11 protein-coding genes are annotated in these 15,831 nt (G+C 64.3%); 7 read left to right on the forward strand and 4 right to left on the reverse strand.

The genetic code is table 11. The annotated features are described in order from the left end of the window. Positions 1-174 precede the first annotated feature (174 nt). On the reverse strand, positions 175-1,056 hold the full coding sequence (locus AACY13_RS18165; RefSeq protein ID WP_339462970.1) for an AraC family transcriptional regulator: 882 nt from the start codon (positions 1,054-1,056) through the stop codon (positions 175-177). 164 nt (positions 1,057-1,220) lie between these two features. On the opposite strand from AACY13_RS18165, the gene AACY13_RS18170 reads away from it, so the two are divergent. The 6 genes from AACY13_RS18170 to mmsB all read left to right on the forward strand — a co-directional run bounded on the left by AACY13_RS18170 (position 1,221) and on the right by mmsB (position 8,315). After that, the gene (locus tag AACY13_RS18170; RefSeq protein ID WP_339462971.1) at positions 1,221-2,714 is read left to right on the forward strand and encodes a CoA-acylating methylmalonate-semialdehyde dehydrogenase; all 1,494 of its coding nucleotides are present in this window, start codon (positions 1,221-1,223) and stop codon (positions 2,712-2,714) included. Between the two features lie 118 nt (positions 2,715-2,832). After that, the gene (locus AACY13_RS18175; RefSeq protein WP_339462972.1) at positions 2,833-4,080 is read left to right on the forward strand and encodes an ABC transporter substrate-binding protein; all 1,248 of its coding nucleotides are present in this window, start codon (positions 2,833-2,835) and stop codon (positions 4,078-4,080) included. 6 nt (positions 4,081-4,086) lie between these two features. Beyond that, positions 4,087-5,253, forward strand: coding sequence for an acyl-CoA dehydrogenase family protein (locus tag AACY13_RS18180; protein ID WP_339462973.1), 1,167 nt, complete (start codon positions 4,087-4,089; stop codon positions 5,251-5,253). Positions 5,254-5,379: 126 nt separating this feature from the next. Next, positions 5,380-6,198: an enoyl-CoA hydratase gene (locus tag AACY13_RS18185; RefSeq protein WP_339462974.1), complete on the forward strand. Its 819-nt coding sequence runs from the start codon at positions 5,380-5,382 to the stop codon at positions 6,196-6,198. Between the two features lie 44 nt (positions 6,199-6,242). Then, positions 6,243-7,346, forward strand: coding sequence for an enoyl-CoA hydratase/isomerase family protein (locus AACY13_RS18190; protein WP_339462991.1), 1,104 nt, complete (start codon positions 6,243-6,245; stop codon positions 7,344-7,346). An 84-nt stretch (positions 7,347-7,430) separates the two neighbouring features. Beyond that, positions 7,431-8,315: a 3-hydroxyisobutyrate dehydrogenase gene (mmsB, locus tag AACY13_RS18195; RefSeq protein ID WP_339462975.1), complete on the forward strand. Its 885-nt coding sequence runs from the start codon at positions 7,431-7,433 to the stop codon at positions 8,313-8,315. An 80-nt stretch (positions 8,316-8,395) separates the two neighbouring features. Here the strand turns inward: mmsB and AACY13_RS18200 are convergent, their stop codons facing one another. From AACY13_RS18200 to AACY13_RS18210, 3 genes are read right to left on the reverse strand one after another with little or no spacing between them, the layout of a single operon-like run. Further along, positions 8,396-9,700, reverse strand: a complete 1,305-nt coding sequence (locus AACY13_RS18200; RefSeq protein ID WP_339462992.1) for an HlyD family type I secretion periplasmic adaptor subunit — start codon at positions 9,698-9,700, stop codon at positions 8,396-8,398. A 58-nt stretch (positions 9,701-9,758) separates the two neighbouring features. Beyond that, positions 9,759-11,915, reverse strand: a complete 2,157-nt coding sequence (locus AACY13_RS18205) for a type I secretion system permease/ATPase (RefSeq protein ID WP_339462976.1) — start codon at positions 11,913-11,915, stop codon at positions 9,759-9,761. A gap of 25 nt (positions 11,916-11,940) precedes the next feature. Next, on the reverse strand, positions 11,941-13,284 hold the full coding sequence (locus AACY13_RS18210) for a TolC family outer membrane protein (protein ID WP_339462977.1): 1,344 nt from the start codon (positions 13,282-13,284) through the stop codon (positions 11,941-11,943). A gap of 311 nt (positions 13,285-13,595) precedes the next feature. Here AACY13_RS18210 and AACY13_RS18215 point away from each other — a divergent pair. Continuing rightward, positions 13,596-15,831: retention module-containing protein (locus tag AACY13_RS18215; protein WP_339462978.1), on the forward strand; the 2,236-nt coding region annotated here is incomplete at its 3' end.

A 15,831-nucleotide genomic window follows, 5' to 3' on the forward strand; every position in this document is an offset into this window, starting at 1 on the left:
AAGAGTCAATTTTTAATACGCCGTAGTTAACATATTTAGTTTCCACTCGCTAATTAAAATCGCAGGTTGACGTAGGTGGCAAGATCCAGTCAATCGCAAGCTACCGCTTTGTCGGTTGTGTGTCCACCGGCTGCTTTTGGCCGAAAGCGCCGCCTGCCCCTGAAAACGCCTGACTTAGCCTTGATGCAGCGCCCTGTAATGACTGGGTGCCATACCCACCACCTTGCGAAATAGCCGCGAAAAGTAATACACGTCCTCGTAACCCAACTGCTCGGCCACCTGACGGATGCCCTGCTCGCCCTCGTCGAGCAGGCGGCAGGCGTGGGCCATTTTCAGCTGGATAAAATCCTGGATCGGCGCGTGCCCGGTCAGGGCGCGGTAGGTTTTGGCGAAGTGGAAGCGCGACAGTTTGAACTGCGCGGCCAGCTCATCGAGGTTCAGCGAGTCATGCAGGTGGGCGCGCATCACCGCCTGCACCGCGTCAACGTCCAGCACCCGCCCGGATTTCAATGTGGCCCGCGCCGGCAGCACCGCCAGCGAGGTGAGCAGCGCCTGCAACTGGTGGGCGGCATGGATAAAGTGGGCCAGATTAAGGCCCTGTTTGCGCAGGTTGAGCAGCGCGTCGAACTCGGCCAGCAGGCGCGGCTGCACACCGATACGCCATAGAGGGCCCTTGCCCAGAGGCTTGAGAAAGTCCGCCACCAGCTCGCCGTCGAAATGCACCCAGTACAGGCTCCAGGGCTTGTGCGGATCCGCGCCGTAAGCGTGGGCGACGCCCTTGGGCAACAACAGCAGATCGCCACCACTGACAGCTAATCGTCCATCCTTCGTTGCCAGCCAGCCCTGCCCGGCGCGGCAGTAGATCAGCAGATGGTCCTCCGGTACCAGGCGCTGCATGCGATGGCCCAGCGCCTCGGGGTAAAACCCCAGGGCCTGGGGATAACAGCCCTGCGCCAGGGGATGCCTAGCCAGTAGGCGACGCAGCCTGGGCGGGGTGATAAAACGCACGCCATTAGCCGGTAATGGCCAGTTGGAAGTATCGACTGGTGCGTTCATCCGCCTCCTCGATCACCCGGATGCCACCCGGGAGAAATCGCCCCGGAGTGCATCCAAGCTAGCCATTCAATCCCAAGATAGTCCATCCATCGCCCAAGATCGTCAATCCACAAAGCCCAACAAGGCAGCTATAACACTGACAAAACAACAGCGTGGAGAACACCATGGCCAAGGCAATCCCGCAGTTGATCGACGGCGAATGGCGCGAAAGCCGCACCCGCGAATTTATCGAAGTGACCGACCCGGCCACCCAGGAAGTTCTGGCCCTGGCACCCAAGGCCACCGCCGAAGACATCGAAGCGGCGATTGCCAGTGCCAAGGCGGCCTTTCTCACCTGGCGTGAAGTGCCGGTGTCCGACCGTGCGCGGGTGATGCTGCGTTACCAGCACCTGCTCAAAGAACACCACGACGAGCTGGCGGAGATCCTCTCCGGCGAAACCGGTAAGACCCTGGCCGATGCCAAGGGCGATGTCTGGCGCGGCATCGAGGTGGTCGAGCAAGCCTGCAATATCGCCAGCCTGATGATGGGCGAGACCATGGAGAACGTGGCTCGCGATATCGACACTGCCAGCTGGATTCAGCCGCTGGGCGTGTGCGTGGGCATCACCCCGTTCAACTTCCCGGCGATGATCCCGCTGTGGATGTTTCCCCTGGCCATCGCCGCCGGCAACACCTTTATTCTCAAGCCGTCCGAACAGGACCCGCTGACCCCCAACCGCCTGGCCGAGCTGTTTATCGAGGCCGGTGCGCCCAAAGGCGTGCTGCAGGTGCTGCACGGCGCGCGCGAGGTGGTCGACAGCCTGCTCACCCACCCGGATATCCGCGCCATCTCCTTCGTCGGCTCGGTGCCGGTGGGCCAGCATATCTACCGCACCGGCACCGCCCACCTGAAACGCGTGCAGGCCTTCGCCGGGGCCAAGAACCATATGGTGATCATGCCCGACGCCAACAAGCAGCAGGTGCTGAGCAACCTGGTCGGGGCCAGTTGCGGCGCGGCCGGGCAGCGCTGCATGGCGATCAGCGTGGCGGTGTTCGTCGGCGAATCGAAGCAGTGGATCGACGAGCTGCAGGCGCAGATGGCCGATCTGCAACCCGGTTACTGGACCGACGGCCACGCCGCCTTTGGCCCGCTGATCAGCCAACAGGCCAAACAGCGCGTGCTGCGCCTGATCGCCGAGGGCAAGGCGGAAGGTGCCGAATGCCTGCTGGACGGCTCGCACTGTGCGGTCGAGGGCTACCCCAACGGCAACTGGATCGGCGCAACGCTGTTTCGCGGCGTCACCACCAAGATGGGCCTGTACCGCGAGGAAATCTTCGGCCCGGTGCTGGTGTGCATGGAAGTCGACAGCCTGGAACAGGCCATCGAACTGGTCAACGCCAGCCCCTACGGCAACGGCACCTCGATCTTCACCCGTTGCGGCGGCGCGGCGCGGCATTATCAGCACGCGGTGCAAGTCGGCCAGGTCGGCATCAACGTGCCGGTGCCGGTACCGCTGCCATTCTTTTCCTTTACCGGCTGGAAAGGCTCCTTCTACGGCGACCTGCATGCCTATGGCAAACAGGCCGTGCGCTTCTTCAGCGAAACCAAGACAGTGACCAGCCGCTGGTTCGATGAAGACTCCATCGTCGGCAGCAATATGACCATCCAGCTGAAATGAGAACCTGATCCTCTATTGACGCACTGCAATACCCGGTCCCTTAGACCAAAAGACAATGCCTCCCTGCTCGCCCTGGCCTCACAGTCGGTCAGGCCTAACTAGAACATGGAGGATTGCAATGAAACGACTGACTGCCACCCTGGCCCTATGGGCCGGGATCACTGCCGTTGCCCAGGCCGCCGAACCGATCACCCTCGGTCTCAACTACCCGCGTACCGGCCCTTATAAGGAAGAAGGTTTGGCCCAGATGCGCGGTGCCTTGCTGGCCATAGACGAGCTCAACGAGCGCGGTGGTGTGCTCGGTCGGCCGTTGCGCCTGTCCAGCAAGGACACCGCCTCGCGCCCGGCCAAGGCCGAGCGCAATGTCGATAAACTGGCCGCCGAAGGCGCGGCCATGCTGTTTGGCGGCTCCTCCAGCGCAGTGGCCATCGCCGCCGGCAAGCGTGCGGCCAAGCATGGCCTGCTGTACTTCGGCACCCTCACCTATTCCAACGACACCACCGGCAAGGACGGCCATCGTTATATGTTCCGCGAGTGCAACAACGCCTGGATGAGCGCCCACGCCCTCGGCGGTTACCTGAGCAAGCACCTGCCGAACAAGGATTACTTCTACGTCACCGCCGATTACACCTGGGGTCACACCTCGGAAAGCTCGCTGCGCCAGACCACCGGCAGTACGGACCAGGGCAAGCACCCGGGGGTCAAGGTGCCCTTCCCCGGCGCGCGCATGGCCGATTACCAGAACGCCCTGACCCAGGCCGCGGCCAGCCAGGCACAGGTGCTGGTCCTGGTACTGTTCGGCGAGGATCTGGTGCGCGCCATGCGCATCGCCCAGAACCTGGGCCTGACCTCGCGCATGCAGATCGTCGCGCCCAACCTGACCCAGCATATGGTCGAACAAGCCGGTCCGGGGATCATGCAGGGCGTGCTCGGCACCGAACCCTGGACCTGGCGCGTACCGGCCCTGGAGAAATCCGCCCGCGGCGCAGCCTTCGTCAAGGATTTCAGCCAGCGTTACGAGATGTACCCCTCCAGCTCCGCGGCCTCGGCCTACAGCATCGTCTATCAGTGGGCCGACGCCGTGCAGCGGAGCAAGAGCCTGGACAGCGAAACGCTGATCAAGGCCCTGGAAAACCACAGCTATCAGCTACTCAAGGACCGGCAAGAGTGGCGTGCCTTCGATCACCAGAACGCGCAGACGGTGTATGTCGTCCAGGTCAAGAGCCGCGCCGAGGTGATGCGCGACCCGCTCAAGCAGGACTACTTCAGCATCGTCGACCGCCTCGACGGCTCCCAGGCGGCACCCAGCCTCGCCGCCTGGCAAGCCGAACGGCGCGCCGGCGGACAGCCCGCGACCCTGCAATGAGGACTTATGGATTTCGAACTCAGCGATGAACAACGCCTGCTGGTAGACAGCGCCCGCGCCTTTGCCGCGCGGGAACTGGCCCCCCATGCCGGCGACTGGGACCGCGACCACCACTTCCCCCTGGAGGTGATCAGGCGCGCCGCCGAACAGGGCTACCTGGCCCTCTACCTCAAGGAGGAGGATGGCGGCCTGGGCCTGTCGCGGCTGTCCTCGGCGCTGATTTTCGAGCAACTGGCGGCGGGCTGCGTCGCCACCACCGCCTTTATCACCATCCATAACATGGCGATCTGGATGCTCGCCTCCTTCGCCGAACAGGCGCTCAAGGATGCCTGGCTGCCACGCCTGGCCAGTGGCGAGCTGCTGGCCTCCTACTGCCTGACCGAGCCGGACGCCGGCTCCGATGCCGCGCACCTGCGCACCCGCGCCCGGCGCGACGGCGAGGACTATGTGCTCGATGGCAGCAAGTGTTTTATCTCCGGTGCCGGCAGCACAGAGGTGTTGATCGTCATGGCGCGCAGCGGCGAGGACAGTGGAGCCAAGGGCATTTCCTGCTTTCTGGTGCCGGCCGACAGCCCAGGGGTGAAGTACGGTCGTAACGAACTGAAGATGGGCTGGCGCGCCCAGCCGACCCGCACCATCAGTTTCGAAGGCGTGCGCATCCCCGCCGGCAACCGCATCGGCCCCGAGGGCCAGGGCTTTGTCTACGCCATGAAGGGCCTGGACGGCGGCCGTATCAATATCGCCAGCTGTTCCCTCGGCGCGGCCCAGGCGGCGCTGGAACAATCGCTGCGTTATGTGGACGAACGCAAACAGTTCGGCAAGCCGCTCAGCGAGTTCCAGGCCCTGCAGTTCAAGCTGGCCGACATGCTCACCGATCTGACCGCCAGCCGACAGATGGTGCGCCTGGCCGCGCACAAGCTGGACCAGCAGCATGGCGAAGCCAGTCTGTACTGCGCCATGGCCAAGCGCTTCGCCACCGACCACTGTTTCAACCTGTGCAACGAGGCCCTGCAGCTACATGGCGGCTATGGTTATCTCAACGACTACCCGCTCGAACGCTGGCTGCGCGACAGCCGCGTGCACCAGATACTGGAGGGCACCAACGAGATCATGCGGGTGATCATCGCCCGCCGCCTGCTCGACCAAGGCGGCATGCTTGATCGCCTTTTGTAGCTTTTATCCCCTCGCCCCTCCGGGGAGAGGGTTAGGGTGAGGGGGACACGCACCACCCTCACCCTACGCGGGCCGCCCCAGCCCCTCTCCCAGAGGGAGAGGGGAGCACAATCTACGAGGATATATATGAGCCACGCCATCGAGGCCTACCACCCCGGCCTGTTCGACCTGACCCACAAGCTCACCGTGGAAAAGCACGGCCATACCGCGCTAATCACCATCAATCAGCCGCCGGCCAACACCTGGGACCGCGACTCGCTGATCGGCCTCAAGCAGCTGATCGAGCACCTCAACCACGACGACGACATCTACGCCCTGGTGATCACCGGCCAGGGCGGCAAGTTCTTCAGCGCTGGGGCCGACCTCAAGCTGTTCGCCGATGGCGACAAGGCCCGTGCCCGCGAGATGGCCCGGCGCTTCGGCGAAGCCTTCGAGGCGCTGCGGGATTTCCGCGGCGTGTCGATTGCCGCGATCAACGGCTATGCCATGGGGGGCGGCCTGGAGTGTGCCCTGGCCTGCGACATCCGCATCGCCGAGCGCCAGGCGCAAATGGCCCTGCCCGAGGCCACCGTCGGCCTGCTGCCCTGCGCCGGCGGCACTCAGCACCTGAGCTGGCTGGTGGGCGAAGGCTGGGCCAAGCGCATGATTCTCTGTGGCGAACGCCTGGATGCGGAAACCGCCCTGCGCATCGGCCTGGTCGAGCAGGTGGTCGACACCGGCGAGTCCCGCGGCCACGCCCTGCTGCTGGCGGCCAAGGTGGCGCGGCAGAGCCCGGTGGCGGTACGCACCATCAAACCGCTGATCCAGGGCGCACGCGAACGCAGCCCGAACACCTGGCTGGCGGAGGAACGCGAGCGCTTCGTCGACCTGTTCGATGCCGACGACACCCGCGAAGGGGTCAACGCCTTTCTGGAAAAACGCGAGCCGCAGTGGCGCAATAAATAAGCCTATTCCCGCAGGGTGCGCCCTGCGCACCAGGAACCTTGATGATGAACGTGATTTTCGACGAACGCCCCAGCCTGCATGGCATGCGCATCGGCATCGCCAGCCTGGATGCCCCCGGCAGTCTCAACGCCCTGTCGCTGCCAATGATCGAGGCGCTGGACGCCAAGCTGCAGGAGTGGGCGGCCGATCCGGGCATCGCCTGTGTAGTGCTGCGCGGCAACGGGCCCAAGGCCTTCTGCGCCGGCGGCGATGTGGTGCAGCTTGTACAACAGTGCCGCGAACACCCGGGACAGGTGCCGCCCCTGGCGCGGCGCTTCTTCGCCGACGAATACCGCCTCGACCATCGCATCCATAGCTACCCCAAGCCCTTTATCTGCTGGGCCCACGGCCATGTGCTGGGCGGCGGCATGGGCCTGATGCAGGGCGCGGGCATCCGCATCGTCACCCCCAGCAGCCGCCTGGGCATGCCGGAAATCAATATCGGCCTGTACCCCGATGTCGGCGGCAGCTGGTTCCTCGCCCGCCTGCCGGGCAAGCTCGGCCTGTTCCTCGGCCTGACCGCCAGCGGGATCAACGGCCGCGACGCCCTGGACCTGGACCTGGCCGACCGCTTCCTGCTCGACAACCAGCAGGACGCCCTGCTCGAAGGCCTGGTGCAGTTGAACTGGCTGGAGCAGCCACAACTACAATTGCACAGCCTGCTTCAGGCCCTCGAGGCCGAAGCCCGCGACGCGTTACCGGAGGCCCAGTGGCTGCCGCGCCGCGCACGCATCGACGCCCTGCTCGACCAGGCCGACCTGCCCCACGCCTGGCGTGCGCTGAGCGCCCTGCAGGGCGACAGCGACTTGCTCCTGGCGCGCGCGGCCAAGACCCTCAATGGTGGCTGCCCGATGACCGGGCACCTGGTCTGGGAGCAGATCCGCCGGGCCAAGCGCCTGTCCCTGGCCGAGGTGTTCCGCATGGAATACGCCCTCAGCCTGAACTGCTGCCGCCATCCGGAATTCCCCGAGGGGGTGCGCGCGCGGCTGATCGACAAGGACCAGACGCCCCGCTGGCATTGGCCGGATGTGGCGGCCATCGCCGACGAGGTGATCGAGGCGCACTTCGAAGCGGTCTGGGAAGGCGAGCACCCATTGGCGGATCTGTAGGGTGTCGCGGGGCCGCCTAGGCCATGCACCCCAAACAATGGAATCCTGGTGCGCACGGCGCACCCTACGAGGAGGGCAACAACCATGACCCAGATCGCTTTTATCGGCCTCGGCCACATGGGCCTGCCCATGGCCCGCAACCTGCTCAAGGCCGGCTTCGTCCTTAAGGTATTCGACCTGGTCCCAGCCGCCGTCGATGAGCTGGCCGCCGAGGGTGCCCTAGCGGCCGCCAGCGCCGTCGAGGCGACCCAGGACGCCCTGGTGGTGATCAGCATGCTGCCCGCCAGCCGCCATGTGGAGGGGCTGTATCTGGGCGACGCTGGCCTGCTCACCGCCCTCAAGCCCGGCACCCTGGTGCTGGAGTGCTCGACCATCGCCCCGGAGTCCGCGCGCAGGGTGCACCAGGCCGCCAGTGCACTGGGCATCGAGATGCTCGACGCGCCGGTTTCCGGCGGCACCGCCGGGGCCGCTGCCGGCACCCTGACCTTTATGGTCGGTGGCGCGGCCGCCACCCTGGCCAAGGCTCACGCCATCTTCGCCGCCATGGGCAGCAATATCTTCCATGCCGGTCCCGACGGGGCCGGCCAGGTGGCCAAGGTGTGCAACAACCAGGTGCTGGCGGTGCAGATGATCGCCACCGCCGAAGCCATGGCCATGGGTGTGGCCAGCGGCCTGGAGCCGGGCGTGCTGGCCGAGATCATGCGCCAGAGCTCGGGCGGCAACTGGACCCTGGAAAAGTACAACCCCTGGCCCGGGGTGATGGAAAACGCCCCGGCCTCCAGGGGCTACTCGGGCGGTTTTATGGCCGAGCTGATGGCCAAGGACCTGGGCCTGGCCCAGGAAGCCGCCCAGGTCAGCGGCAGCAGCACGCCCATGGGCGCGCTGGCCCTGCAGCTGTACCGCCTGCTGCTCAAGCAGGGCAAGGGCAAGCAGGACTTCTCGGTGGTGCAGCAACTGTTTGTCGAATAGACATGCCGTAGGGTGCGCCGTGCGCACCAAGAACATTCGGTAGCGCCTGGTGCGCACAGCGCACCCTACGTAGATCCGCCCTACCGCTCGCGCAGGGCCTCGGCGCGGGCGCGGATAATCGGCTTGAGCAGGTAATTAAGCACGCTCTTCTTGCCGGTAATGATGTCCACCGAGGCGACCATGCCGGGAATGATCAGTAGCGGATTGGCCTCGCTGCCCAGGTGGCTCCTGTTGGTACGCAGCTTGATCACATAGAAGCTGTTGCCGTCATCGTCGGTGACGGTGTCGGCACCGATCTGCTCCAGCTCGGCCTTGAGCCCGCCGTAGATGGTGTAGTCATAGGCGGTGAACTTGACCATGGCCTCCTGCCCGGGGTGCAGGAAGGCGATGTCCTGGGGACGGATGCGCGCCTCGACCAGCAGGTTCTCGCCCAGCGGCACGATCTCCACCAGATCGCTGCCGGGCTGGATCACTCCGCCGATGGTGTTGACCAGGAGCTGCTTGACGATGCCGCGTACCGGCGAGATCACCAGGGTGCGGTTGACTCGGTCCTCGAGGGCCTTGCCGGTGGACTGGATCTTGCTCAGCTCGGTGCGCGCCTCGTTGAGCTGGGTCAGGGCGTCGCTGCGAAAGCGCCCACGGGTTTCGTCGATCTTGCGCTCGACTTCCTTGATCGCCGCCTCGGCCCGGGGCATCGCCAGGGTGGTGGCGTCCATCTGGCCGCGGCTCTCGACCTCGGCGCGCTTGAGGCGCAACACCTCCACCGGGGAAATCGCGCCATCGGCCACCAGCGGCTCGGACATGCGAATTTCCTGGCGCAGCAGTTCGAGGCTGTTGCGAAACTGCTGCTGCTTGGAAGCGAACTCGCGCAGCTCCTGCTGGCGCTGGATCAGTTGCTCCTCCAACCCCGCCACCTCGTTGAGCAGTTGCTGCTTGCGGCTGTTGAACAGCTCGATTTCGTTGTCGGCCTGGCGCGGTACCTTTTCCCGCACCTCGTCGCTGACCAGCAGTTCGCGCCCCTGCACTTCCGCGCTCAGACGCTCGACGCGCAGCAACAGGGCCAGGCGATCGGCTTCGGTTTCGCCAACGTTGGACGCGAAACGGGTGTCGTCCAGACGCAGCAGTGGATCGCCGACCTCGACGATCTGCCCCTCACGGACGAAGAGTTCGGCAACGATGCCGCCTTCCAGGTTCTGGATCTTCTGCAGACGCGAGGACGGAATCGCCTTGCCATCGCCACGGGTCACTTCATCGACCACGGCGAAATGGGCCCACAGCAGGCAGAAGACGAAGAAGGCGATCAGGCTCCAGATGGTCAGGCGCACCACCCGCGGTGCATCCTCGATCAGCGCCTTGCTGACTTCCGGCAGGGGCTCGTCGCCCATGGCATCGCGGCTGCCGAAATAAGCGCCCAGGGTTTGTCGCAGACCTTTGCCCGAATGTTTAGCTGACACTGATCTGCCCCTTCTTCAGCGCTTCCATCACGCTCCCCTTAGGACCGTCGGCGATGATCTGCCCACGGTCGACGATGATCAGGCGATCCACCAGGCTGAGCATCGAGGCGCGGTGGGTGACCAGCAGCAGGGTCTTGCTGCCGATCACCGCCGCCAGACGCTGTTTGAGGCGCTCTTCGCCGCTGTTGTCCATGGCACTGGTGGGCTCGTCGAGCAACAGGATCGGCGGATCGAGCAACAGGGCCCGGGCCAGGGCGATATTCTGCCGCTGGCCGCCGGAAAGATTCTGCCCGCGCTCGCCGACCTGCAGCTCATAGCCTTTGGGGTGCAGGCGGGCGAACTCGTGCACGCCGGCCAGTTCGGAGGCCTGCAACACCAGCTCGTCCTCGACGTAACGCGCACCAGACACCAGGTTGTCGCGCAGGGTGCCGGAGAACAGCTGGATATCCTGGGGCACGTAACCGATGTTGTAGCGCAGGTCGCTGACATCCAGCTGGCGCACATCGATGCCGTCCACCAGCAGGCTGCCGCCGTCGGCCTGGTACAGGCCGACGATCAGCTTGGCCAGGGAGCTCTTGCCCGAGCCGCTACGACCGATAATGCCGATCTTCTCCCCGGGCCTGACCACCAGACTGATCTTCTGCAGCGCGGCCTGTTGTTGGTCGGGGTAGTGGAAATCCACCTGACGAAATTCCACCGCGCCCTGCAGCGACTTGCGCTTGAGCGGGCGCTCGTCCTCGTGGCGCTCCTGGGGCAACTCCATCATCTGGTTGACCGAGTCCAGGGTCACCTTGGCCTGCTGGTAGCGGGTGAGCAGGCCGGAAATCTGCGTCAGCGGGCCGAGGGCGCGGCTGCTGAGCATATAGCAGGCGATCAGGCCGCCCATGCTCAGGTTGCCGGCCATGATCTGGTACACGCCGAGCACGATGACCACCACCCCGGCCAGCTGCTGCAGCAGCATGGTCGAGTTCATCGCCAGGCTGGACAGCATGCGCGCGCGCAGCTCCAGGCGGCTAAGGGTGCCGATGGTCTGCTCCCAGATATATTGGCGCTCGCTTTCGGCGTTGTTGACCTTGACCGCATCCAGCCCGGCCAGGCTCTCGATCAGGCTGGACTGGCGCTCGGCGGCCAGAGCCATGCTGCGCTGCATGGTTTCCGCCAGGGGCCGCTGCAAGGCCCAGCCGATCAGCGCCACCAGCGGGAAGGCGAGAATCGGGATCCACACCAGATGCCCACCGATCATGGCGATCACCGCCAGAATCAGCAGGGTAAACGGCAGGTCGATCACGCTGGCCAGGGTCAGCGAGGCGAGGAAATCGCGCAGGCTCTGAAACTCGTGGATGTTCTGGGCGAAGCTGCCGACCCGCGCCGGGCGAAACTTCATGGCCATGCCGACGATACGCTCGAACAGCGTGGCGCTGATGATCAGGTCGGTCTTCTTGCCCGCCAGATCCAAACACAGACCGCGCAGGGTCTTGAGCAACAGGTCGAAGAGAAACACCCCGGTGATGCCAATGGCCATGACCCAGAGCGTGGCTTCGGCCTGATTGGGCACCACCCGGTCGTACACATTCATCACGAACAGCGGCGTGGCCAGGCCGATCAGGTTGATCAGGAAACTCGCCGCGATGGCATCGATATACAGCCAGCGCGAGCGCTTCAGGGTGTCGCGAAACCAGGACGTGGCGCGCGGAATCAGCTCGCCACGGTTGAAGTCGAACTTGTGCAACGGCTGAGCAAAGAACACCTGGCCGCTGTAGTCCTTGGCCAGCACCTCGGCACGGACCCGCACCTCACCGCCCTCGCTCTCGCTGGGCATGACCCGGGCACGGCCCTGCTCGTCCCAGCCCAGCAGCAAGGCGCTGCGCCCCTCGCGCAGCAGCAGCAGGGCCGGCATCGCCAGCTCGGGAATCTTGTCCAGCCCGCGGCGCAACCAGCGTCCCTGCAAGCCGGCGCGCGCGGCGGCGCGGGCCAGAAGTTCGGGGCTCAGGCGTTGCTCCGGAAGCGGCAAGCCGGCCGTGAGCATGGCACGGCTGACCGACTTCTGGTGCAGGCTGCACAGCGACAGCAGGCTGTCCAGCAGAGGGTCGTCGTAGCGATCGCGGGGATCGCTACGGGTCTGGGTCTGGCTAAGGTCTACTGCCACTGGGGTTACTCATCCACGACTGGGCTCAGTTAAGGCCGGGCAAGCTGACGTTGGCCTTGACCTCGTCCAGCGGTGCAGCGGCGATTGGCGCGACCACACCCTGGCTCTTGAGCAGGGAGCCCATGGTGGCCTTGATCCGGTATTGAGTAAACAGTTCGGTGAAGCGCACCTCTTCAAGACGGCGGGCGGCGGTGAACAGTTCGTTCTCACTGTCGAGCAGATCCAGCAGGGTACGGTCGCCCAGGCTGAACTGCTTCTGGTAGGACTCGCGCACCCGGCTGCTGTAGTCGACGTACTGCTGGGCAATCGGCAGCTGCTGGCGAGCGTTCTGCAGGGCATTCCAGGCCAGACCCAGATCTTCGTTGAGCACGCGCAGGGCGTTGTTGCGAATGTCCATGGCCTGATTGACCTGGTGGGCCTTGGACTGCAGATCGGCCTTGTTGCTGCCGCCGGCGAACAGGTTGTAGCGCATATTCACCATCGCCCGCCATTCGTTGCTATGGCCCGCGGTGCCGTCCAGATTGTTGTCCATGCTGCGCGACAGCTCGGCATCGAAGCGCGGGTAGAAGGTCGACTTCGACGCTTCATACTGCTGTTCGCTGGCCTGCACATCGGCCTCGGCCGAGCTGAGGAAGGGGTTGTTCTGCAGCATCTCCTCGCGGGCCGCCGGCAGGCTCTCCGGCAAGCTCGCGAGCAGGCTCTGGGGCAGGCTCAGCTCGCTGGCATCGCGGCCCACGGCGCTGAAGTAGTTGACCTGGGCATCGGCCAGGTTGGTCTGCTCGGTAATCAGGTTGTTGCGGGCCTGGGCCAGACGCGCCTCGGCCTGATCGAGGTCGGCCATGCGCCCGACGCCGCGCTGGCTGCGCAGGCTGATCTGGTCATAGATGCGCTCGTGGCTGTGCAGGTTGTCTTCGGCCAGACGCACCATTTCCTGGCGTTTGAGCACCTCCAGATAGACCTGGGCCACGGTCAGCCCGGTGCGCTCGGAAGTCCCCAGCAGTTCATAGGCGCGGGCATTGACGGTGGCCCGCTGGCGGCCCACCTCGCTGCTGGTGGCGAAGCCGTCGAAGAGCATCTGCTGCAGGCGCAGGCTCGATTCGCCGCGGGTCAGGGTCTCGCTGTTGTGCGTGCTGCCGCGGGTGCTGGGGCTGTCGGTGGACTCGCGGCCATAACCGGCCAACAGGTCGACCTGGGGCAGGTAACCGCCTTTGGCAGCCTTCATCTGTTCTTCTACCGACAACCGCGAATTGATCCCGGCCTGGATTTCCGGATGCGCCTCGATGGCACTCTGCATGGCCTCAGTGAGGGTTTGGCCATGGGCCGCCACAGATACTGCCAGTGCAAGGGGAACGAGAACGAGAAAACGCATTGAATAAAATTCCTTTTCGGCAGACTGACTGCCAGGTGACGGATTAGCGATGAGCTAGAGCAGGATAAAGACGACTTGCCAGCCAGTGCTTCTAACCCGGCAAGATGTCGGTTAAATATCAAAGTGACATCACGGCGCGCATTCTTTATTATCGCGAGCAAGCGGTCAATAGTTTGGCACAGCCCTAATTCCAAAATGGAATAAGCCAAATTAATGACGACAAAATATTGTCGGACAGATCTACCAAATTTGAACCCAATGCTTACTCGCCTTGCCACCTTTTTTACGCACGAGTACACGGAGCAGTATCTATGAGCAATATCGTCGCCATCGTCAAAAGCCTTGTAGGTCAAGTATTTGCCGTTTCCCTAGACGGCCTTAAGCGGCAGATATTCGAAGGCGAGCGCCTGCTCCAGGGCGAACAACTACTGACAGGCCTGGGCGGCGAAGCCACCCTGCAACTGGCCAATGGCGAACTGCTCAGCGTTACCCAGAACAGCAACTGGCAGGCGGGCCCGGCCAACTCGGTCGAAACCGCGCAAGCGCCGGCATCCGATCTCGAACAAGCCCTCGCCGCAGGTTTCGACCCCACCACCGACCTCGAAGCAACCGCGGCGGGCGCGGGTACCGGCGGCGGCACTGGCGGAGCGGCAGGCGGCGGCCATAGCTTTGTGATGCTCGATGAAACGGGCCAGCAGCTTGAGGCGACAGTCGGGTTCGAAACTGCAGGATTGGCTTTCGCCACTGGCGAACTGGACGAAGAGCTCGGCGAACTGGCAACTACCGACACCGCCGCTGAAATTGACGAGCCAGGCGAGCCAAGCATCAACACAGCACCTAGCGCTCAAGCGGATGCCTTCACCCTCAACGAAGACGGCACGGTCAGCATCGATGTCCTGAGCAACGACAGCGACTTGGATGGTGATGCCCTGACAATTACTGCGGTCGACGGCCAGGCCATAGCCGAAGGTATCTCGGTCAGCGTCAACAATGGCACAGTCACCCTGACCAATGGCCAGTTGGTGTTTACCCCTGCCGCCAACTACAGCGGCCCCGCCAATTTCTCCTACACCATCAGTGATGGCGTAGCGAGCAGCACAGCCAACATCGCCGGCACAGTCACGTCAGTGAACGATGCGCCCGTGGCTGTCGGCGACAGCCTGGTCGCCAGCGAAGACACCGCCGTCACTTACTCGGCGACTGACCTGCTGGGCAACGACAGCGATGTCGATGGCGACACCCTGACCATTGCCAGCGTCACCAGCGGCAACGGCGGCACCGCCGTCCTCAACGCCGATGGCACCGTCACCTTCACCCCCAATGCCAACTTCAATGGCGTGGCCGACTTCAGCTACACCGTCACCGACGGCACCCTGACCTCCAACACCGCCACCGTGACCGTCAACGTCGCGGCGGTGAACGATGCGCCCGTGGCTGTCGGCGACAGCCTGGTCGCCAGCGAAGACACCGCCGTCACTTACTCGGCGACTGACCTGCTGGGCAACGACAGCGATGTCGATGGCGATACCCTGACCATTGCCAGCGTCACCAGCGGCAACGGCGGCACCGCCGTCCTCAACGCCGATGGCACCGTCACCTTCACCCCCAATGCCAACTTCAATGGCGTGGCCGACTTCAGCTACACCGTCACCGACGGCACCCTGATCTCCAACACCGCCACCGTGACCGTCAACGTCGCGGCGGTGAACGATGCGCCCGTAGCCGTCGATGACAGCCTGGTCGCCAGCGAAGACACCGCCGTCACTTACTCGGCGACTGACCTGCTGGGCAACGACAGCGATGTCGATGGCGACACCCTGACCATTGCCAGCGTCACCAGCGGCAACGGCGGCACCGCCGTCCTCAACGCCGATGGCACCGTCACCTTCACCCCCAATGCCAACTTCAATGGCGTGGCCGACTTCAGCTACACCGTCACCGACGGCACCCTGATCTCCAACACCGCCACCGTGACCGTCAACGTCGCGGCGGTGAACGATGCGCCCGTGGCCGCCAATGACGGTCCCATCGCAGTGATCGAAGACACTGCCGCCACCGGAAACGTCCTAGATAACGACAGCGACCCGGAAAACGATGCCCTCAGCGTCACCCAGTTCACCGTCGCTGGTGATGCCACCATCTACAACGCCGGTAGCACTGCCAACATCGCCGGTGTCGGCAGCCTGGTAATCAATGCCAACGGCAGCTTCACGTTCACCCCGGCCACCAACTACACCGGCGCGGTACCTACCGCCACCTATACCGTCAGCGACGGCAGCCTGACTAACAGCGCCGAGCTAAGCTTCGCCAACGTCAACGCCGTCAACGATCCGGTCGTGGCCAACGATGACAGCTTCAGCGTCAACGAAGATGGCTCGGTCAGCCTCAACCTGCTCGGCAACGACAGCGCCGCCGATGGTGGCCTGAGCATTCAGAGCATCAACGGCACCGCCCTGATCGGCGGCGTGCAGGCCATTGCGGTGGCTAACGGGGTGGTCAATGTGGCCGCCGATGGCAGCCTGACCTTCGTTCCGGCAGCCGACTTCA

Origin of the sequence: Pseudomonas sp. EA_105y_Pfl2_R69 (genome assembly GCF_963970915.1) — a bacterium.
GTDB lineage: Bacteria > Pseudomonadota > Gammaproteobacteria > Pseudomonadales > Pseudomonadaceae > Aquipseudomonas.

Bases quoted from the DNA above. Each gene is read 5' to 3' on its own strand.
- AACY13_RS18165 (WP_339462970.1), bottom strand. From the start codon at position 1,056: ATGAACGCACCAGTCGATACTTCCAACTGGCCATTACCGGCTAATGGC.
- AACY13_RS18170 (WP_339462971.1), top strand. From the start codon at position 1,221: ATGGCCAAGGCAATCCCGCAGTTGATCGACGGCGAATGGCGCGAAAGC.
- AACY13_RS18175 (WP_339462972.1), top strand. From the start codon at position 2,833: ATGAAACGACTGACTGCCACCCTGGCCCTATGGGCCGGGATCACTGCC.
- AACY13_RS18180 (WP_339462973.1), top strand. From the start codon at position 4,087: ATGGATTTCGAACTCAGCGATGAACAACGCCTGCTGGTAGACAGCGCC.
- AACY13_RS18185 (WP_339462974.1), top strand. From the start codon at position 5,380: ATGAGCCACGCCATCGAGGCCTACCACCCCGGCCTGTTCGACCTGACC.
- AACY13_RS18190 (WP_339462991.1), top strand. From the start codon at position 6,243: ATGAACGTGATTTTCGACGAACGCCCCAGCCTGCATGGCATGCGCATC.
- mmsB (WP_339462975.1), top strand. From the start codon at position 7,431: ATGACCCAGATCGCTTTTATCGGCCTCGGCCACATGGGCCTGCCCATG.
- AACY13_RS18200 (WP_339462992.1), bottom strand. From the start codon at position 9,700: ATGGGCGACGAGCCCCTGCCGGAAGTCAGCAAGGCGCTGATCGAGGAT.
- AACY13_RS18210 (WP_339462977.1), bottom strand. From the start codon at position 13,284: ATGCGTTTTCTCGTTCTCGTTCCCCTTGCACTGGCAGTATCTGTGGCG.